At 45.9% G+C, this 19949-nt stretch carries 22 protein-coding genes and 2 riboswitches; of the genes, 13 read left to right on the top strand and 9 right to left on the bottom strand.

Annotated features, from left to right (window positions below; genetic code table 11):
* Nucleotides 1-33 precede the first annotated feature (33 nt).
* The 3 genes from AR442_RS12870 to AR442_RS12860 are packed head-to-tail and all read right to left on the bottom strand — an operon-like array spanning nt 34 to nt 2993.
* On the bottom strand, nt 34-795 hold the full coding sequence (locus tag AR442_RS12870; RefSeq protein WP_053285014.1) for an energy-coupling factor transporter transmembrane component T family protein: 762 nt from the start codon (nt 793-795) through the stop codon (nt 34-36).
* The gene (locus tag AR442_RS12865; RefSeq protein ID WP_053285013.1) at nt 770-2407 is read right to left on the bottom strand and encodes an ABC transporter ATP-binding protein; all 1638 of its coding nucleotides are present in this window, start codon (nt 2405-2407) and stop codon (nt 770-772) included. Before AR442_RS12865 ends, AR442_RS12870 begins: the two co-directional genes overlap by 26 nt.
* Nucleotides 2394-2993 (bottom strand): ECF transporter S component, encoded by a 600-nt coding sequence (locus AR442_RS12860; protein ID WP_014417560.1) that lies wholly within the window; start codon nt 2991-2993, stop codon nt 2394-2396. Before AR442_RS12860 ends, AR442_RS12865 begins: the two co-directional genes overlap by 14 nt.
* A gap of 179 nt (nt 2994-3172) precedes the next feature.
* Nucleotides 3173-3286, bottom strand: a riboswitch (TPP riboswitch).
* A 148-nt stretch (nt 3287-3434) separates the two neighbouring features.
* On the opposite strand from AR442_RS12860, the gene AR442_RS12855 reads away from it, so the two are divergent.
* The 3 genes from AR442_RS12855 (at nt 3435) to mgtE (ending at nt 6785) form a co-directional block, all read left to right on the top strand.
* Complete coding sequence (locus AR442_RS12855; protein ID WP_007407217.1) at nt 3435-4697, top strand: glycoside hydrolase family 18 protein; 1263 nt, start codon at nt 3435-3437, stop codon at nt 4695-4697.
* An 88-nt stretch (nt 4698-4785) separates the two neighbouring features.
* Nucleotides 4786-4923, top strand: a complete 138-nt coding sequence (locus AR442_RS20475) for a transcriptional regulator SplA domain-containing protein (protein WP_003154740.1) — start codon at nt 4786-4788, stop codon at nt 4921-4923.
* 106 nt (nt 4924-5029) lie between these two features.
* Nucleotides 5030-5195: riboswitch (M-box (ykoK) riboswitch) on the top strand.
* Nucleotides 5196-5429: 234 nt separating this feature from the next.
* Nucleotides 5430-6785 (top strand): magnesium transporter, encoded by a 1356-nt coding sequence (mgtE, locus tag AR442_RS12850; protein ID WP_012117400.1) that lies wholly within the window; start codon nt 5430-5432, stop codon nt 6783-6785.
* Between the two features lie 35 nt (nt 6786-6820).
* On the opposite strand, the gene AR442_RS12845 is transcribed toward mgtE, so the two are convergent.
* Nucleotides 6821-7153: a MerR family transcriptional regulator gene (locus AR442_RS12845; RefSeq protein WP_003154734.1), complete on the bottom strand. Its 333-nt coding sequence runs from the start codon at nt 7151-7153 to the stop codon at nt 6821-6823.
* Between the two features lie 193 nt (nt 7154-7346).
* Between AR442_RS12845 and AR442_RS20340 the strand changes: the two genes are divergently transcribed.
* The 4 genes from AR442_RS20340 to AR442_RS12830 all read left to right on the top strand — a co-directional run bounded on the left by AR442_RS20340 (nt 7347) and on the right by AR442_RS12830 (nt 9113).
* Nucleotides 7347-7502, top strand: a complete 156-nt coding sequence (locus AR442_RS20340; protein ID WP_003154733.1) for a hypothetical protein — start codon at nt 7347-7349, stop codon at nt 7500-7502.
* 88 nt (nt 7503-7590) lie between these two features.
* Nucleotides 7591-7773: a Fur-regulated basic protein FbpA gene (gene fbpA / locus AR442_RS12840; protein WP_003154731.1), complete on the top strand. Its 183-nt coding sequence runs from the start codon at nt 7591-7593 to the stop codon at nt 7771-7773.
* A gap of 142 nt (nt 7774-7915) precedes the next feature.
* On the top strand, nt 7916-8380 hold the full coding sequence (locus tag AR442_RS12835; protein WP_007610911.1) for a MarR family winged helix-turn-helix transcriptional regulator: 465 nt from the start codon (nt 7916-7918) through the stop codon (nt 8378-8380).
* A gap of 178 nt (nt 8381-8558) precedes the next feature.
* Complete coding sequence (locus tag AR442_RS12830; RefSeq protein WP_007407215.1) at nt 8559-9113, top strand: YkoP family protein; 555 nt, start codon at nt 8559-8561, stop codon at nt 9111-9113.
* A gap of 9 nt (nt 9114-9122) precedes the next feature.
* Here the strand turns inward: AR442_RS12830 and AR442_RS12825 are convergent, their stop codons facing one another.
* The 3 genes from AR442_RS12825 to AR442_RS12815 all read right to left on the bottom strand — a co-directional run bounded on the left by AR442_RS12825 (nt 9123) and on the right by AR442_RS12815 (nt 12299).
* The gene (locus AR442_RS12825) at nt 9123-10958 is read right to left on the bottom strand and encodes a DNA ligase D (RefSeq protein ID WP_053285012.1); all 1836 of its coding nucleotides are present in this window, start codon (nt 10956-10958) and stop codon (nt 9123-9125) included.
* A 2-nt stretch (nt 10959-10960) separates the two neighbouring features.
* Nucleotides 10961-11842, bottom strand: a complete 882-nt coding sequence (gene ku, locus AR442_RS12820; RefSeq protein ID WP_007610913.1) for a non-homologous end joining protein Ku — start codon at nt 11840-11842, stop codon at nt 10961-10963.
* A gap of 217 nt (nt 11843-12059) precedes the next feature.
* Nucleotides 12060-12299 carry a hypothetical protein gene (locus AR442_RS12815; RefSeq protein ID WP_032863779.1) on the bottom strand — a complete coding sequence of 80 codons (240 nt, stop codon included), beginning with the start codon at nt 12297-12299 and terminating at the stop codon, nt 12060-12062.
* Nucleotides 12300-12436: 137 nt separating this feature from the next.
* Between AR442_RS12815 and AR442_RS12810 the strand changes: the two genes are divergently transcribed.
* The 4 genes from AR442_RS12810 to AR442_RS12795 all read left to right on the top strand — a co-directional run bounded on the left by AR442_RS12810 (nt 12437) and on the right by AR442_RS12795 (nt 16299).
* Entirely contained in the window at nt 12437-13072 is a 636-nt protein-coding gene (locus tag AR442_RS12810) for a DedA family protein (protein WP_369878818.1), read from the top strand.
* A gap of 245 nt (nt 13073-13317) precedes the next feature.
* The gene (locus AR442_RS12805) at nt 13318-14100 is read left to right on the top strand and encodes a TerC family protein (RefSeq protein WP_014417565.1); all 783 of its coding nucleotides are present in this window, start codon (nt 13318-13320) and stop codon (nt 14098-14100) included.
* 277 nt (nt 14101-14377) lie between these two features.
* A complete protein-coding gene (sigI, locus tag AR442_RS12800; protein ID WP_003154719.1) occupies nt 14378-15133 on the top strand; it encodes an RNA polymerase sigma factor SigI in 756 nt (251 codons plus the stop codon).
* Complete coding sequence (locus AR442_RS12795) at nt 15130-16299, top strand: anti-sigma factor domain-containing protein (protein WP_014417566.1); 1170 nt, start codon at nt 15130-15132, stop codon at nt 16297-16299. Before sigI ends, AR442_RS12795 begins: the two co-directional genes overlap by 4 nt.
* 6 nt (nt 16300-16305) lie before the next feature.
* On the opposite strand, the gene AR442_RS12790 is transcribed toward AR442_RS12795, so the two are convergent.
* Both AR442_RS12790 and AR442_RS12785 read right to left on the bottom strand, forming a co-directional pair.
* A complete protein-coding gene (locus AR442_RS12790) occupies nt 16306-16500 on the bottom strand; it encodes an alpha/beta-type small acid-soluble spore protein (protein WP_003154717.1) in 195 nt (64 codons plus the stop codon).
* A 135-nt stretch (nt 16501-16635) separates the two neighbouring features.
* Nucleotides 16636-17337 (bottom strand): DUF1836 domain-containing protein, encoded by a 702-nt coding sequence (locus AR442_RS12785; protein WP_014417567.1) that lies wholly within the window; start codon nt 17335-17337, stop codon nt 16636-16638.
* Nucleotides 17338-17485: 148 nt separating this feature from the next.
* Between AR442_RS12785 and htpX the strand changes: the two genes are divergently transcribed.
* Both htpX and AR442_RS12775 read left to right on the top strand, forming a co-directional pair.
* Nucleotides 17486-18379 carry a protease HtpX gene (gene htpX / locus AR442_RS12780; RefSeq protein WP_007407207.1) on the top strand — a complete coding sequence of 298 codons (894 nt, stop codon included), beginning with the start codon at nt 17486-17488 and terminating at the stop codon, nt 18377-18379.
* A gap of 158 nt (nt 18380-18537) precedes the next feature.
* On the top strand, nt 18538-19890 hold the full coding sequence (locus AR442_RS12775; protein ID WP_007408478.1) for a TrkH family potassium uptake protein: 1353 nt from the start codon (nt 18538-18540) through the stop codon (nt 19888-19890).
* Nucleotides 19891-19949: the final 59 nt, after the last annotated feature.

The following is a 19949-nucleotide window of genomic DNA, read 5'->3' as shown; positions in this document are numbered from 1 at the left end:
AACAGGCTGCCGAATCACTCCGGCGGCCTGTTTTTATACAAACAACAATGAAATGAGCCAGCTTGCGCCGAATAACAGAAGCACGAGCAGGAAAAAGCACCAGTCGGCGCGGCGCACGGTAACAGTTCTGTAAAACGTGCGGTTTCGGCTCCCCGTAAAGCCTTTAGATTCCATCGCGATCGCCGTGCGTTCCGCCTTTCTGATTGCGCCTGCCAATAGCGGAATGGTGAAGCGCCTGACGGCGGAGAGCTTTCCTTTCAGCCCGGAATCAGACGCCGCGCCCCTGATTCTGTGCGCCTGCCGGATGATCAGGATTTCATCTTTCAGAAGAGGGAGAAACCGGAACCCCGCGATAACGCCATATGCAAGCTTGGGCGGCAGCTTACACTGCTGAATCAGACTGAGCATGAACAGAATCGGATCGGTTGTGAAAAGAAACATCATCGACAAAGCGGAAAAACATAAAATACGAAACGCGATAGAAATCCCGAGCGCCGCGTTATCACTGTTGACGGCAATCGGCCCGAGCTTAAACAGCAGGTTGCTTCCGGTTGTCGGGACGTTTCCGAATACGGCGGCTGTCCATAAAGAACCGAAGGCCAGAATGACAAACGGAATCGTGAACAGCAGCCATTTTTTCAGCGGCACACGCCCCGCCGAGAGGACGCCTCCTGCAATGATGATATAAAACAAAGCAGGGGTGTACGGATTATAAATAAACGACAGCATAATGACGCATAACAATACAGCCGCCGCCTTTATTGACGGGTTAACAGCCTCCAGCCGCAAGTTCATTTCTCCGCCTCCTGTCGTGTTTCATCCATTCATACCGCAGCGGCAAAGCCAAATGCGCTTGCTCGGCGATCCCGGTGTTATCAGAAAATAAAGCGTCGGGAGTTCCCCGGAATACCAGTTTCGTGCCGCAGAGCACAAGGATCGTGTCGGCATAATCTGAGACGAGTTCCATATCGTGTGTCACCATCAAAACAGCCGTTCCTTCCTTTTGAATCTCACGGAGCATTTGCATACACTCCCGCGCCGTTTTGGCATCCTGTCCGAAAGTCGGTTCATCAAGCATCAAAACGTTCACATTGTGCATAAGCATTGTCGCGACGCTGAGCCGGCGTTTTTGTCCTTGGCTTAAAGAAAACGGATGCTGTGAGGCATGGCGTCTCAGGCCGAATCGGGTTAACAGCTGAAGAGCTTTCTCCTTTGCGGCTCTGCTGCTTTCAAAACCGAACATCAGCTCTTGAATGACGGAATCTGTGACAAATTGGTGTTCAGGATTTTGGAAAACATATCCGATCAGCCGCCGCAGCTCTTTTTCAGAATAGGAATCAATCGGTCTGCCGTCTATTTTGATGTCTCCGCCCAGCGGACGGATGAGCTTGGCCGCGGCAGAAAGGAGCGTGGATTTTCCTGTTCCGTTAGGGCCGGCAATCGCGGTGATTGAACCTTTTTTTACGGAAAAGCTCACATCCTGAAAAATGACGTCTGCTCCTCTTGAGAATGACAGCTCGTGAACGTTCAGCGCGTCTTCTGCCGAAAGCGCGGCGGGCCGGGATTCGGGGAGAGATGGTACAGGTTCGTGAAACAGCTTTTCTTTACACAATGTAAAAGGAATGCTGACGTGCTCCTGCAAAGAGATCACACGCGGAATCGGAATGCCGAGCTGCATCAGCTCTTCAATCTTTGTTTCAAAGATAACGTCCGTCTCTCCGTCCATCACCTTCTGACCCGTTTCGTCAAGGACAATCGTCCTGTCCATCCACGGCGCCCAATGATCAAGCTGATGTTCGATAACGAGAAGGCCGAAGCCTTTTTTTGCTTGTAGATCTTTGATCAGCCGCACTAATTCACGTGCGGAATATGGATCAAGCTGTGCCGTCGGTTCGTCCAAAATAATGAGTTCCGGTTCCATCGCAATGATACAGGCAAGCGCCACTTTTTGTTTTGAACCGCCTGACAGCGAAGCGATCGTTCGCGTTTTCAGATGAGTGATCTCTAATTTTTCTAAAACGTCATCGATGATTGCGTCCATATCTTCTTTTGTATATTGCAAATTTTCCAAGCCGAAGGCGATTTCATCTTCAACCGTCAGCATGCAAAACTGCTGGTCCGGATCTTGAAACACGACGCCGATGGACCTGGCGGCGGGTTCTGTCAGATGTGAAAGAGGTGTTCCGTATAAAGAAACGGTTCCCGATTGAACCCCATCGCATGCTTCCGGGTACAGACCGTTTAAACAGAGAGCGAGCGAGCTTTTGCCGCATCCGCTCGGCCCGAGTAATAAAGCCCGCTCTCCTTTGCGGAGCTGAAAGGACACGTTTTGAAGAATCGGCTTTTCATCCTGATCATAAGAAAAGGTAAGACAGCCGGCCGATAGAAGGGGCTCAGATGCCTGCATCTTGGTTCACCTGTTTCTTTTTCTTCTTGAATTGTTTTCCGAGCGCCATGCCGTTCAGCACCCCTGTGTAAGCCAGCGCATCACTGATTGCTTTGCCGAGAAGGCCGGCAAGAAGCGCACCTGAGATCAGACGGACAAGAAGCATGACGGCTAATAAACCCGGATTCAAAACAGAGTATCCGGAAACGAACAAGTCATAAATGAAGCTCGTCACAGAAGACCCCATACCGGATAAAAGAAGCACGGGCAGGGTATAAATCCGCCAGCGTGTCGCAAAAAAGACCGCTTCCGCACCGATTCCCTGTGCGATCCCGATCAGAATCACCATCGGTCCTGACGGATTTCCGAGTAAGCACTCCACAAACGCGGCGATGATTTCAGAAACAAGAGCCGCTCCCGGTTTTTGAATAATGTACGCGGCAATTACCGAGACGATAAACCAGATACCGTAAATCGGTTCGTAGCTCATCCGGCCGAAAAACCCTGCCGCTATATTGCTTGCATGAGTTGATACTAAATAAATGACAGCAAATACTACACTGATGACGGACATGACGACAATTTCTCTCATTTTCCAATTTTTCATTGTGATCTCCTGCTTTCTTATCGGATAGTCGTATGTATGAAAGAGATGATTTTACAGGCGGTTTATATTCAGTTTCATATTGCGGTGTCCTCCCCCGTTTTTTAATGAAAAATAAAAAACTGCATATCCGAGGGAATATGCAGCAGCAGAACGAAAACGCATGGGGAAAAACCCTGCGCTCCGGTCAATCTGCACTTCCCCACGCTGGTATTATCCAGATCGGGTTATAAGGGATCAAAACACGCCTGCCGCATGTTTTATCTCAGCCGATAACAGCACCCCTAGTGCGTTTCCTATACAGTTTTTTATGATGACATCATCATAGTTGATCATGTCTGATTTGTAAACAGCCTTTCTCCAAACAGAGTTTGGAATCGGACCGGATGATCATTCATAAAGATAAGAAGAGCCCTTTTGATCAAAAGGAAACGGAGGACATCTATGTTTGTTCATACAGTGCAGTCTGGCGACTCGTTATTTTCCATCAGCAGAAAGTACGGATACCCTGTTGACAGCATCAGAAGCGTCAACGGGCTTGAGGAAACGAATATCGTTCCGGGGCAGGCGCTTTTAATCCCTCTTAATGAATATACGGTTCAGCCGAATGATACGTATGCCGTTATCGCAGGTAAGGCTTATGTGCCGCAGATGCAGCTGATGCAGGCAAACCCGGATATTCCGCCGAACCGGCTGCGGGCGGGTATGAAAGTGAAGATCCCTGATATCTCTAACTATCTTGCGGGAACCCTGCAATTTTATGTCATTCGGACGCCTGAAGCGGATAGAGAGTTAATTAATGATTTTGCGCCGTATTCTTCGGCGATTTCTTTGTTTGAATATCATTTTGGCCCGAACGGAGATATCATTAACGATTTAAACGACAGAACCGCAATAGAAACCACATGGCAGAACAGAGTGCGCCCGCTTGCCGTTATTACAAATCTGACAGAAGGGGGATTCAGTCCGGAATTAGCCCATCAAGTGCTGCAAAATCCGACGGCACGAACGAATCTCGTCAACAATATCGTCTCCTTAACCGTAAGAAAGGGATACGGCGGTGTAAATATCGATTTTGAACGGGTCAGAGAAGCTGACAGGGACCTCTTCACAGGATTTCTCCGGCAGTTAAAAACCCGGCTTTCAGAGCATCAGCTCGCGTTAACGATATCGGTTCCGGCGAAAACAAGTGATGCAGTGCCGTGGCTGAGGGGATATGATTACGGCGGAATCGGAGCCGTCGTCGATTATATGTTCATTATGGCGTACGACTGGCACCACGCCGGCAGTGAGCCGGGACCCGTGGCGCCTTTGACAGAGGTCAGGCAAACGATCAATTTTGCCATCAGCAGGGTGCCGAGAAGAAAAGTGATTCTCGGTGTTCCGCTGTACGGGTATGATTGGGTGATTCCGTACCGTCCCGGAACGATCGGATCCGCCATCTCCAACCAGCGCGCCATGGAAACGGCCATGAAGCATCAATCAGTGATTCGTTATTCCCAGCAGGAGCGTTCCCCTTACTTCCGGTATACTGATGAAAATGGAAGAACGCATGAAGTGTGGTTTGAGGATGTGCGGAGCATGAGTGAAAAAATGGTTCTCGTTCGGGAGTTCGGACTGCAGGCGATCGGCGCGTGGCAATTAACGCTCGGTTTCAAACCGGGCCCGTGGCTGCTTAGGAACTTTTTCACGATCCGAAAAATATAGCTGCATGTCCCGCTCCGCAAGTGATTTTTTTTCCTATGATAACGGGTCTTCTTTTGGACAATCTAAAATTGAACAGGAGGTCTGTCATATGAAGAAAAGGGAAGAGCAGTATATCAACGAGGCTGAGTATGTACCGCATCCGACAAAAGAAGGGGAGTACGCGCTCATGCTGCATGAATCCTATCATTTCCTTTCAGAAGAGGATGAAAGCGATTTGCCGGAATAAGGGCTTTATGCCTTTATTCCGTTTATTTTATAGGCATGTGCTGAAATCACAAATTTAAGGTTGACACATTCCTTTTTTTTCTGTAATCTCAGTGTGTCAATTCAAATAAGAACTTCGTTAGGTGAGGCTCCTGTATGGAGATACGCTGCTGCCCAAAAATGTCCAAAGACGCCAATGGGTCAACAGGAATCATCGACATAAGGTGATTCTTAACGCAGCTGGATGGCTGTCCTATGCCATACAGTGCTAAAGCTCTACGATTGGAGGCCCCGCACGTTTATTTGCCGTGCTTGTTTTCGCCTTCATATCGGAAGGTTTTTTTTATGCCTCAAAACGTACACGACTGAGCATGATAAGGAGGTGCGGAGTATGGATTCTCCCCATTCGAGTATGTCAGAAGAAGTACCCATATACAGCCAGATAACCAGTGACGACATGATGAGGAGACAAACCGCCGCACTTCCCTTGACGGACGGCGCGTCTCCGTAAAGGAGGTACGAGTCCCGATGGTCCAAAACATGACCTATGACGAACTCATATTACGCATTATCATTTTATTGCGGGACGGAAAAATAAAAGAATTCCGAAACATGATAGATGAGCTTCAGCCCTATGACATGGCATTTTTGTTTAAAGAAATGCCGGAAAAGCACCGGGCCCGCTATCTGTCATATATGACGGTTGATGACATCACCGACATGATCGGAGAGCTTGAGCGGGAATTTCAGCTTGCCGTTTTGCATAAAGTCGGTAAAACGAAAGCCACTCTCGCAATGAATAAAATGGATAACGACGATCTCGCCGCATTGCTGGAAGAGATGGATGAAGAACTGAAAGAACAGCTTTTATCCAGCATGGAAGCTGAGGAATCAAAGGCCGTACAGCTTTTGATGAACTATCCGCAAGAATCGGCGGGCCGGATGATGACGAACCGCTTCGTCTGGATTCCGCAGCATTATACAGTAAAAGATGCGGTCGTGAAGCTGAAAAGCTTTGCAGAAATCGCAGAATCAATAAATTATTTGTACGTGATTAATGACAGCAAGCAGCTTGTCGGAGTGCTCTCTTACAGAGATTTAATTCTTGGCGAGCCTGAGGATAAAGTGCAGGATCTCATGTTTACGCGTGTCATCTCGGCCGGGGTGCTCCAAGATCAGGAAGAAGTCGCCCGGCTGATCCAGCGGTATGACTTTTTAGCCATTCCGATCGTGGAAGAAAATCATGTGCTTGTCGGTATTGTCACTGTCGATGATATTATTGACGTCGTGATTAAAGAAGCCGATGAAGATTACGAAAAATTCGCAGCCTCCGGTAAGGCGATTACATTTGATACGAAAGCGTACGTTGCGGCGTACCGCCGTTTGCCGTGGCTCATTCTGCTTTTGTTTATCGGATTGATTTCCGGAAGCATTCTGAATTATTTTGAAGATACATTGCAAAAAGTAGTCGCCCTCGCATTTTTCATGCCGATGATTGCGGGAACAACGGGTAATACAGGCACACAGTCACTCGCCGTCGTCATCAGAGGACTGGCTAAAGAAGAAATGAATAAAAAAACCATCTTTAAACTGATTTTCCGTGAATTAAGAACCGGTATCTATATCGGCATCGTCTGTGCGATCGCGATTACGATTGTCGCAACCGTCTGGCAGAAAGACTTAACGCTCGGTTTTGTCGTCGGTTCATCGCTGCTTGCAACGTTGATTATCGGTACGATGGCCGGAACGATTGTCCCTATTATTCTTCATAAACTGAACATTGACCCGGCGATTGCATCAGGACCGCTGATTACGACGCTGAACGATATTTTGTCCTTATTAATTTATTTCGGCATTGCAACTGCATTTCTTCATGCTTTATAAAAAAAGTCCGTCTCACAGGAGGCGGACTTTTTTGATCAGCGGTTTTTATACTTAAAATGAGCATTAAGCTGTCCTTCCAGCATTTTTTTGCGGAGCTGCGGGTCGTTTTTGAGAGCCTGTTCTTTTTTTCGCATGTCTTTTAAAATCTCAGCCGTCTGCACGCCGTCTTCCCGCTTGTTGGCAATATCCATCAGCCGCTCAACGTCCGCGAAGGAATACTTTCTCGTTCCCCGTGATGAACGCTGCGGGTAGATTAATTTCCGTTCTTCATAGTATCTGATCTGTCTGACTGACAATCCGGTTAATTCGCTTACAATGCCGATCGAGATTACTTTTTTATCTTTGTAAGATTGTTCGTCTGTCGTCATTTTTCCACCCCTGGATGTCTTTTACTCATATTATATAAGAAAAAAAGAGAAAAAACCTGACGCTTGTCAGGTTTTCTGACGCGGAATAGAAAATTTTAGAAAAAAAGCGGCAGAAAAATTGACAAGGTTAATGCATGGTCCTTTGCCCCGTTTTATGCTTACTGTACAGACACAATGAGGAGGAAGGATAGGAATGGAGAAAGAAAAAGCGGTTTCGCTGGCAAAAGAAATCATTGAATTAGATATGAAACGCGATGAAATGCTGGAGGCGTTCATGCAGCTTGCCGGGGAACATGCTTTTCCGCTGCTCAGAGCCGTCCAGAACGGACTTTACCGAAAAACATCATAATCCACAGAAGATTTACAATGGCTTTATACGTCTTTGATATAAAAGCGTTATTCTGATCATAGAATAACGGAAAACAAAGGAGGCCGCCATGAGTCGTTTGCTTCAAAATGCATTGGACAAAGAGAGAAACCATTATTCCAAAAAGCTTCTTCAGATCGGAGTCTATACGAAAGAAATACTCAATTCCATGACAATTACGGAGCTGAGAAAGGAATACGCGTATTTTTTTCGGAACATTCCCTATAAAGAACGGAACCCTTATACAAATTAAATGATGTATAAGGGTATTTTTTTATATAAAAAAGAAGGAATTCTGAAAAACGGCACGAATAGAATATAAAACAAAGAACGACTCTTATGAATTGTAAGGGTTTACATTATTTTTTTATAAAAATCTTAAATACGGGGTAGATATGATGAGATTATCATTTAACGAAGAAGAAGTGATGCGTTCGATGAATTTGTACAAAGTTTTTGCAAGGGCTTTCAAGAGTGTGTCTGAACACAGCATCCGCGACAGTAAAGAACACGGTTTTAATCCGACTGAATTTGCCGTTTTGGAGCTGCTCTATACGAGAGGACCGCAAAAGCTTCAGCAAATCGGGTCGCGTCTTTTGCTTGTCAGCGGGAATGTCACCTATGTCATCGACAAGCTTGAAAGAAACGGGTTTTTGGTCAGAGAACAAGACCCGAAGGACAAACGGTCTGTTTACGCCCATTTAACTGATAAAGGAAACGAGTATTTGGATAAAATTTATCCGATTCATTCATTGAGAATTGCGAGAGCGTTTTCAGGACTTATGCCTGAAGAACAGGAACAGCTGATAGCCTTACTGAAAAAAGCGGGAATTCACAGCCAGCATTTGCTTTTCCGTTAAAAGAAAGCGGATACAGACACTCTTCTTCAGGAAGAGTGTTTTTTTCTGTTCCGGACAGTAGAGCCTGAAGCGGTTTTTGCATAAGCTGATACAGGTCGGCATCATTATTTACCAATCATAATGTGACATGCCCCATGCCAAAATATGAGGGTGCTTTGAATATAAAGAAGGTGAACATGTGAGAAGCTGTCTGCTGTCTATATGGTACTTACTTGATCCGCTTTATTTCTTCTTTACCCGGCTGACGCTGATTGATAAACGGCAATCGAATGTATTCCGCGTCCGTTTGACAAGATATAAAGGAAAAGAAGTCATCCTGAGCGACGGAACCAGAATTAAAAAAAACGACGTGTTAGTTAAGATTCATCTTCATAATGTCAAACTCCTGAAAGAGCTGCAGCCTATTGAAAGCGCGGTCAGAAGGGGGATTATGCTATATCAGAAGGTATATCAATCCATGCCTCATTTAGCGGATTATATTAACCAGCATAAACGGAAAGACGAGATTAAGGGAGTCGTCGGCATTACAATGCTTCATAAAGGAGCGGCGAGACTCGGTTTTGATGTGATAAAACCGTCCAGCGGCTGCTACAGGCTGTTTAAGAAAGCGGCCCATATTCCGATTTTATACTTTACTGCAAAACAGCTCACCCTCAAAAACATTCCTTACTCCTGCTATTTATTTATTTCCAAAGAAAAATTGATGTGCACGTATCAGACTGAAAAGAGCTGACAAAAAGCGTCAGCTCTTTCTCTTGATTTGCTCAAGCACGATTGAAAGCGGGCCGTCCTGCGGATTCCGGTAAAAATCATAAAACGGATCTCCCTCTGTCCTGACGCGGTTCACTACTGTATCGATCGTATAATCATCAGGTGTTAAAGAGGAGTTGACTTCGCTCCAATAAAGGGGAGCCGCAACCGTTCCCAATTCGTTGCCCCGGGTCGAATAGGGGGCGATAATGGTTTTCCCTTCGGCATGCTGCAAGTAATCTAGGTAGAGCCTGCCGTTTCGGTTTTTGATAAACCGCTCTGTCGTAAAAAGATCCGGGCGCGTCCTGACGCAATAATCGGCGATGAGCATTGTGAACGCACGGGTTTCTTCATAGGTGAATGCTTCCGGTGAAAGCGGGATGTAGAGCTGAATGCCTTTATTTCCGGAGAGCTTCGGGAATGACGTAATGCTGAATGAGTCAAACAGCTGTTTCAGCACATGCGCAGCCTCCACTGCCATAGGAAAATCATTCCTTGACGGAGGATCAAGATCAATGACGATTTCTGCGGGCCTTTCAGAATGCACTGTCTGAAACGGAACGTGAAATTCAAGCGCCAGCTGATTAGCCAGCCATAGAAGTGACGGTATGCTGCTGCATACGATGTGCTCGTGGCTCCCGTCAAACACGCTTGAGACAAAGTCCGGCGTGTAGTCCGGTTTGTTTTTTTGAAAAAAAGATTCGCCAGGCGCGCCGTGCGGATAACGGATCACCGTGACGGCCCGATCTTTAAGAAAGGGCATAAGAAAATCGCTCATTTTCACCATATAACTAAGGAAATCTGCTTTCGTTTTTTCACGTTTTTTAAAAACGATCTTATCCAGGCTTGTGAACTGCAGCTTCGGCGGCAGCGTTTTAGAGCGGAGGATGAGCTGCTGATACGTGCATTCCGTCCAATCCATTTCAAACTGAAAAGACACAAAAGATACTTCACGCAGCGTGTCCTGCAATATGGTTAAATACTGCACGGTCATGCAGATAGAAGGCTCAAGTGTATACTCGCCGCTTTTTTGTTTTTTTCCGTGGGTCTCCATAATGGTTCTGACGGCGTTTTTTTCTTCCGCCTGCATGCCGTGGGAAACGGAAGCGATCGGGATGGCGGTGCCGTCTTTTAATACCGAGGCCGTCACATACCCGTTCTTCGGATTGAATCCGGTTAATAGCACGTGAGCCGTTTTCATATGTTTATACTTTTGCCAGTCGGGAGAGCGTTTATTTTCCGCCCAGCCGCTGGAAGCCCTTTTTGCTACGATACCTTCTCCGTCATGGCGGACGACCTTGTCCCAAAGCGCATCAAAATCAGTGTGCTCCGGAATGTATTGAATCGCTTCTTCCGCTAAGTGATGAGGGCAGGCGGGAAGATTTGCTTCTTTAAACAGTTTGGAAAGGGCGCGCTTCCGTTTCACATACGGTAATGAGACGGTGCCGGCGCCTTCCAGAACGAGGAGATCAAATGCCAGAAAGCGGCACGGCCGTCTATCAGCGGTGCTTTCAATTGCTTCCGTCCGTTTTAAACGTCCGCGGATTTGAAGATGCTCAAAGTCCGCTCTGTACGGATTGATTAAATAGACAAGCTCTCCGTCAAGCGTAATGGGGAACCTGTCTTTCATGTGCTGAAAACACCGGGCCGCAAAAGCCGTGATTTCTGGAAATTGATTCGTCAGCGTCTGTCCGTTTCTGCTGGTTAATGTAACGCCGCTTTCGTCTATGCGGAGAAGACAGCGGAATCCGTCATACTTTACCTCATAGCGCCACTCACTGCCTTCAGGCGGTACAGAGGTCAAAATCGGCTGCATCGTCAGCACCATGATTAAGATGTTCCGGCTTTTTGTCTGGTCGTCTTTTGCTTTTTGCCTCCGCCGCCTGCTGACGCGGCGTCTTTTGTCCGCGCCGGTGCAGCCTGTTCGCGATCCGGCCGCTTCGTCCGGTCAATGCTTGCCTGAAGCGCGCTGACAAGATCGATGACATCTTCGCGCGGACCGGCAGCAGCCGGTGTCACGCCCGCTTCTTCATGTTCGAGCTTATCGTTAATTTTAGCGAGAAGGGCTTTCCGGTATGTGTCTTCGTATTGTTCCGGGTCAAACTCGGTTGTCAGTTCATTAATTAACGTAATCGCCGTCTGCAGCTCTTTTTCATTAACGGCTGTCTGCTCGGGAACGCCCGGCACATGTCCGGCATTTCTGACTTCATCCGGATAATGAATGGATTCCATCACGATGCAGTTGTCATACACGCGAAGAATCGCAAGCTGCTGTTTAGAGCGGATCGTAATGGAGGCAATCCCGATTTTACCCGTCGTTCTCAGCGCTTCCCGCAGAAGTGTATAGGCTTTTGTGCCGTTATCTCCCGGCCCGACATAATACGACCGGTTAAAATAAATCGGATCAATTTCCTGCAGCTGGACAAAGTCAACAATCTCAACCGCTTTTTCTTCATGTTCCTGTTTTACGTCTTTCAAGTCTTCGTCTGTCATAATGACGTATTTCCCTTTTACATACTCATAGCCTTTCACGATTTCGTCAGGTTCCAGACTTTTTTCACATCCGGTGCAGATTTTTTCGTATTTAATCGGCGCATGGTCTTCTTTATGAAGACTGCGGAATTTTATATCTTTATCTTCAGTGGCCGCAAAGAGCTTGACCGGGATATTGACGAGACCGAAACTGATCGAACCCTTCCACATCGTGTGCATGAATAAAAACTCCTTTTTGTCTTTATTGTGGATAAACGGGTCCGTTCCATGTGTAGCAACTTATGGGTGTTGCGGCGCTTCATGGAGCGGCTGTTCCATTTCCTCAGGCGGCAATGGTCGGCTGAAAAGCAAATGAATTCTCTATTTACAATCAGTGAATCGGTAAGTTCTTTAAAGCGCTGAAGTCCCTGAAAATCATCAGTGGTAATCAAAAAGATTATACAAAATCATTCCCCGGGAAATGCCCACGCATTCCCATGTAATGCCTGAGAGAATTTCCCGCTCCCATAAAAACAGATCCGGTGATGGAAAAGATCCCGGCAAAACGCAATGCCCATATGCTGAATCCGCGGTCAGCCGCCGCTTCCCGCGAAGGGTAACTTTTCCGGAGATCTTCAGTGATGTAAACGCCGCCAGACAAGCAATCAGGAGACAGGCGGGACGTTGTATTGCTCATGTCATTCCCTCCCGCTATACCGATCTGAAACGACTCACATTTATAACGGGGCATGTCTAAAAGATATTTCAGCCTCAAGGTTTTGTGTTAAAATCATTCTTAAGTTTCGGAATATAGACGTAAGCCGGGAGTGATAGATCATCGAAGATTTCATCATATCAATAATAGAGGCGTTTAAAAGCTTATCTTACGCCGGGATTTTTTTGGCGCTCAGTATAGAATTCATCCCGGCGGAAATTGTTCTTCCGCTTGCGGGCTATTGGGTCTCAAAAGGGGATATGACGCTTGCCGGGACCGTGTTTGCCGGTTCGCTCGGCGGTGTTTCAGGTCCGCTTGTCTTATATGGAATCGGCAGGCTGGGCGGTCGGCCGTTTTTGCTGAAATATGGAAAGTATATATGGATAAAACCCGAATCCCTGCAGAAATCAGATGATTTCTTTCAGAAGCACGGAGGTTTGGTCGCGTTCAGCGGCCGTTTTATACCGGGGGTCAGGACGCTGATTTCTTTGCCGTGCGGCATTGCGAAGATGAATGTCTGGGTGTTCTCTCTATATACATATGCGGCGATGCTGCCGATTACATTTGCTTACGTATACCTCGGAATGAAACTCGGGGAAAATTGGAAAAGCGTCGGTTCCATTCTCGATCAATATATGCTGCCGCTCGGTATATTCATTGTGTTGCTTCTCATTCTTTGGATGTTTTTAAAGAGAAGAAAACAGCGGGCCAAAACAGAAAAAATTTCTCAATTTGTTAAAAAAGTTAAGCGTTGACAAATGATGAAACAGGCTTTATCATGAGCGTATAAACAAATATTTCTTGAAATCCCAAAGGGGAGTAGCGTCCGGATATTCCGGAAACAAAGTCGTCAATTCATGGATCATATCCATCGGCTTTGTTGGCATGCCAATCATTCATGTCTAGCAAGACCTTTGCCTTATATCGGCAAAGGTCTTTTTTGCGTAAAAAACCGCCGGTATAAGCTCGGATGATAGAAAAAAGAAACGGAGGGAATGGATTGGACTTTGCATTATTATTGGAGTATGGATGGGTTCTTCTCGTTTTAATCGGGCTGGAAGGGATTTTGGCGGCGGATAACGCGCTGGTGATGGCTGTGATGGTGAAGCATCTTCCTGAAAAACAAAGGAAGAAGGCTTTATTTTACGGATTGGCGGGTGCATTTATTTTGCGTTTCGGGTCGCTGTTCGCCATTTCTTTTCTGGTGAATGTTTGGCAGGTCCAGGCCGTCGGCGCTTTATATCTGTTTTACATTGCGGTCAGCCATTTGCTGAAGCGGTATGTATTTAAAGATAACGCCGGTCAGAAAACGCAGAAAGAAAGCGGGTTTTGGCAGACTGTCTTGAAAGTGGAGCTCGCGGACATCGCTTTTGCCGTTGACTCCATTTTAGCGGCGGTCGCGCTTGCCGTAACGCTCCCGGGAACTCAGCTTCCTGCCATCGGCGGCTTGGACGGCGGTCAGTTTCTCGTTATTTTAGCCGGCGGCGTAATCGGTTTAATCATTATGCGTTTTGCGGCATCAATGTTCGTATCCTTACTGAAAACCAGGCCGGGCCTTGAAACGGCGGCATTTGTGATTGTCGGATGGGTAGGCGTAAAGCTCGCTCTTTATACATTGGCCCATGAGGAACTCGGTATAATTCCGGCAGATGTCATCCATTCGGCGGCCTGGAAAATCATTTTCTGGGCGGTTCTGGCTGCCATCGCGGTTTGCGGATGGTTTATGTCAGGAGCAAAACAAATAGAGTCTGGCGCGGAATCGGAAAAAAGGGAACACGCGTAAAATGATCAAAAAGGGAGTCTGGCTTTTTAAAAAGCAGGTTCCCTTTTTTTGTTTGAAACGCTTACATTTAAGACATATGATAACAATTTTATAACAGCATTGTTACAAAAAACACAGAGAAAACCCCCTTAATTCTGCATGGGGGCACGAAATCATGTATAGTACGTCTTATTGGCTTGTCATAATTGAGACAAATGAAATCGATTTCTCTTTTTCTTCCTTTGCGAATCCCTACTAAATTAGCTATGATTATGAGTAGTTATAGGGAGGAACTGAGGTGAAACCAGTGCTTAGCCTTTTGTTTAAATTGGGAAAAAAGAAGCAAACGCTTGAAACATCTGTTGAAAAAATACAAAAAGGCGACAAAGATCTGCAGAACGATTTAATACAGCAATATAAGCCTTTTATCGCGAAGACGGTTTCATCCGTTTGTAAACGATATATAGATGAAAAAGACGACGAATTCAGCATCGGGCTGATCGCGTTTAACGAAGCCATTGAAAAGTATTCGGCTGAAAAAGGTAATTCGCTGCTTGCATTTGCAGAGCTGATTATAAAAAGAAAAGTGATAGACTATATCAGAAAAGAAGCAAGAACCGCTCAGCATATCAATATGGATGTGCAGGAAGGCGACGACCAGGAATCTTCGCAGAGCCTTATCGAAGCGGAGCTTTCCATTGATGAATACCGCAAACAAATAGAACAGGAACAGCGCCGGGAAGAAATTCTTTTTTTTCAGAAGCAGCTCAAAGAATACGGGCTGTCTTTTAAAGAGCTGCTGGAACAATCGCCGAAGCATACAGATGCGAGGCAGAATGCGATTAAGGTAGCCTACACGCTTGTTGAAAATGAAGAGCTGGCGTCCATTTTGCACCAGAAAAAACAGCTTCCTGTCAAACAGCTGGAGCAGCTCGTGTCGGTCAGCAGAAAAACGATCGAACGGAACCGAAAATATATCATCGCCATGAGTATTATTATTACCGGTGATTATATTTATTTAAAAGATTATCTTAAAGGGGTGTTGCACTCATGAGAAGAGGGATCATAGTAGAGAAAAATAAAAAATTCGTCACGTTGCTAACCCCTGACGGACAATTTTTAAAAACAAAAAATGATCACCGCACTTGTGAAATCGGAGAGGAAATTACGTTCGAAGGCGAAACGCGTATGGGAAGAAGGGCCAGCTTTTTTGATTTTCTGAAACTGCGCCCTTTTAAATTGGGAGTGTTTACGATGACTGCTATTATTTTGTTTATTTTAATTTTGCTCCCGGTTTTTTCGGATAACAAAGCTTACGCGTATATGACGCTTGACATTAATCCCAGTATTGAAATGGCTTTAAACAGCAAATATGAAGTCATTGAACTGACACCGCTGAACCATGACGCCAAACAGGTCATCAGTGACATCGGAGATTGGAAAAGCAGCGATTTTAAGGAAGTCATCAGTAATATTATTACCGATTGCAGCAAGCATGGATATGTAAAGGAATCAAAAGAGATTTTAATTTCCACGGTTTATGAAAATACAGATGACAATACATATAAAAAAGGCGTTAAAAAACAGCTGGCCGACATGACTGAAAAATATAAGGGCACCTACCAGGTCCAATCGCTTGAATCTGATATGGAAACAAGAGAAAAAGCAAAACAGGAAGGGATGTCAACAGGCAGCTACATAAGAAGAAACGAAAAGAAAACAGAAGAAAAACAGCCTGAAAAGCAAACCGACGGCAATGAAACAGATCAAAAAGATACCGAAACAGACGCTGATCAAAGCGAGCAGCCGGACACAGACAAGCCGGCGGCTGATGAAAAGACAGCTCCTGATGAAGAAAAGGCAGCAGAGAAGCCGGGAAACAATGAAACAACGCCCGGTACGGAAGAAGCGAAGCCGGACAGTCAGGACGGCAATCAGCAAACCGAAAAAAATGCAGCTTCCGGATCAGAGGAAAACACACAGAAGGAACAAGATGGGGAAACAGAGCAGCCCCCAACACAAAATCCTCAGGAAAACGGAAATGACAAAGAGCCTAAGCAAAAGTATTACAATCATTACTGGAATCATGATCGCAATGAACATTGGGAATCCTATCGGCATCATGAAGATTCGTCAGACCGAAGGAATCCGAACGGCTACCGACACGGAAAGGAGAATGCCGATAAATATCAAAATTCGCCGAGAAGTCCCGGCGAATAAGCTGCATTATTGATTTTTCCCGTTTAATTGTGATTGAGCCTGCTGTACAAGACGTTTTGTCATTTCCCCGCCTACAGAGCCGTTTGCGCGTGCTGCTGTATCAGAGCTAAGGTTCACGCCGAATTCTTGAGCCACTTCGTATTTAAATTGGTCAAGTGCCTGCTCAGCCCCTGGAACTAAGAGTTTATTTCTGCTCGCCATCTTTTTCATCTCCTTTTCTCTGGCAAGATGTGTTTTCGCATTTTAGTTTCAAACGGAACGGTATTGATTATGCTGGCAATTGTTGTACAGCAAAAAAACCCCGGCGCAGACACCGGGGCGAAGAAGCGTTATGAATTATAATAAATGGCTGATCATTTTGTAGGCCGAGGCTTGAATATGGAAAGTCAAAACGGAGAGCACCGTGACGGCGATTATGGATCTGATATTGTTCCATTGTCCGCTTCCGAGTTCTTTAAAGCAGCCTTTGAGCTTGTCCGTCTGCTCTTCGACGAGCTCCTGCAGGCTCGTTTCCTTCATCGGCGGGTTTGCCTTATGATGAAGATAATCAATCACTTGGGCGCAGCTTTCATAGTAGCTGATCGGGCTGATGACGTCGTCTGATCTGTCTGTGATCGTGTTAAAAGCGATTTTTAATATGCCGCGTATATGTTCGAAGTCATAAATTGATTTTAAATCACGTACAATGAGAAGGATGACAGCTTGTTCAATTGTATATTTTTTGCCGAGTAAGGGGTGGCCGATTAAATCTTTAATATCGCGCTTCACCCAGTTTTGGACGGCGGTTGATTTTAAAGACGTCAGCTCGCACAGATTTCCCAGCTCGACAATCTCGTTAGTTGAAAGCCCGTATTCCTTTTTCTCTTTTTTTCGTTCGAATCTCGTCAGAAATTCAGGGATATGCAGACGGCTTTCCGCTTCATCCAAGGTCATATCCGCTGAGTGCAATAAGATTTGGAGAGGAGTTGCGTCTCCTTGGCCTTTTAACGCGTAAAGAAGCCGGACCATATCAGTTCGGGTCAGTTTAAACGTGTTCATGGTTCACCTCTGATTGATTACGTGTTCACTTTTTAATATCACTGAGAATTACATTAACATCATACGTCGAAATTGTTGCATTTTCAAACAGATCATTTATAATTTAAGTAAATAAGTTCTTTTGATCTTAAAAAAGACGGAGGTAATTATGGCGAAAAGAATATTTCTGTTTATTTTAACGAACCTTTTGGTCATTACGACAATCGGAATTGTGCTTACGATTATTACAAGCGTTACCGGTGTCGGCTCGTATATACAAAATGGCCGCATTGATCTGATGGCATTGCTCGTGTTCAGTCTTGTCGTCGGTTTTGTCGGTTCTTTTATTTCTCTCGGAATGTCCAGATGGATGGCCAAAACGATGATGGGCGTCCGGGTGTTAAATCCGAAGAAACAGTCGCTCAGCTATGAAGAACAGCAATTGGTTGACCGTGTGCACAGATTGTCCCGTGCCGCAGGGATGACGAAAATGCCTGAAGTCGGCATTTATCATTCCCCGGAGGTCAATGCTTTTGCGACCGGGCCTTCTAAGCGCCGTTCGCTTGTCGCGGTTTCTTCAGGTTTATTGCAGCAGATGGATGATGCTGCGGTGGAAGGGGTTCTTGCCCATGAAGTCGCACACATCACAAACGGTGATATGGTCACGATGACGCTGCTGCAGGGAATCGTCAATACGTTCGTCGTATTCCTTTCCCGAATCGCGGCATGGGTTGCAAGCCGCTTTGTCAAAGAAGACCTCGCACCGGTCGTGCATTTTATCGCGATGATCGTGTTTCAGATTATCTTTTCCATTCTCGGCAGTCTTGTCGTCTTCGCCTACTCGCGCCACAGAGAGTTTCACGCTGACCGCGGCGGTGCAGACCTTGCCGGCAAGGATAAAATGATTCACGCCCTGCGTACGCTGAAGTCTTATACAGGACATGTGAATGAAGAAGACCAGACGGCAGTGCAGACGTTAAAAATTAACGGCAAAAAGCATTCGTCATTGTTCTCCACACACCCTGATCTCGATGAGCGCATTCGCAGGCTGGAAGCAAAATAATCAACAAAACCTCTGACAATCGTTTCAGAGGTTTTTTGTTTAAAGATCGGCAAATTACATAAGGTAATGAAAAATCTTTCTAAAAAGACCTTTAAAAATTCTCCCAATATCATTAGAATAATTACGTACTACATTTGAGAGGCAGAAGGAACTATCTTATGAAATTAAAACTGAAGAAATTCATACAGATCTTGTCGCCAGCACAGCTGATTGCATTATATTATTTTCTTGCTGTGACGGTGGCATTTATTTTGCTAAGTCTGCCGGCCGCCCACAAACAAGGGGCCAGCTGGTCGTTTATAGACGCGCTGTTTACGGCTGTCAGCTCAGTCAGTGTCACCGGTTTAACGGTCGTCAACACGGCTGATACATTCAGCACGGCCGGGATTGTCATTTTGGCTTTCGTGCTTCAATTCGGCGGAATCGGCATCATGACGCTCGGAACATTCGTCTGGCTCATTATGGGCAAACGGATCGGTCTGCGGGAACGGAAGCTCATCATGGTGGATCAGAATCAATCGCAGTTTTCCGGTATCGTCAACCTGATGAAGCAAGTGCTGTTTTTGATTTTATTAATCGAGTTTTTAGGCGGCATCATCTTAGGAACATATTTTTTAACGTATTATGATTCGTTTGAACAGGCGTACTTGCACGGATTCTTTGCGAGCGTCAGCGCCACGACAAACGGCGGTTTTGATATTACGGGAAATTCACTCGTCCCGTTCAGACATGACTATTTCGTGCAGTTTATTACGATGCTTCTGATTATTTTCGGTGCGATCGGTTTTCCGGTGCTCGTTGAAGTAAAGGACTTTTTGTTTTCAAAACAGCGCAGATACTCATTCACGCTGTTTACGAAAATTACGACCGTTACGTTCGGAATGCTCGTTTTGTTCGGAGCCGTGGGCATTTACGCACTTGAAGCAAGCCATGTCATGAAGGGGAAAAGCTGGCATGATGTTTTATTTTTATGTCTCTTTCAATCAACCGCTACGCGAAGCGGCGGGCTTGCGACAATTGATATCAGCCAGCTGTCGGCGCCGACATTATTTTTCATCTGTGCCCTCATGTTTATCGGCGCATCACCGAGCTCGGTCGGCGGCGGAATCCGTACGACGACGTTTGCGCTTAACCTTCTTGCTCTGTTTCATTTTGCCCGGGGGAATAAAGCGGTCAAGGTCTTTAAACGCGAGCTTCACCAGGCTGATGTCATGAAGTCGCTGGTCGTTACGATGATGGCGATTCTGCTCGTGTTCGGATCGACGCTGATTCTGGCCGTGACGGAGAAAAATCAGACGCTGCTCGGACTGCTTTTTGAAGTGTGTTCCGCTTTCGGAACGACCGGCCTGTCGCTCGGGATTACTCCGCATTTAAGCGATATCGGAAAATGCGTGATCATGATTGTCATGTTTATCGGCCGGATCGGCATTTTGACATTCCTTTATTTGATCGGCCGAAAAGAAATCGAAGCAAATTATCACTATCCGAAGGAAAGAATGATTATCGGCTGACACCGCTTTTCAGAAAGCGGTGTTTTTTATTGCCGTAAAATGGATGAGTGGAAACAGTT

This window comes from Bacillus velezensis, from assembly GCF_001461825.1.
Taxonomy (GTDB): Bacteria; Bacillota; Bacilli; order Bacillales; family Bacillaceae; genus Bacillus; species Bacillus velezensis.
This window is presented reverse-complemented; position numbering and strand designations above follow the sequence as displayed.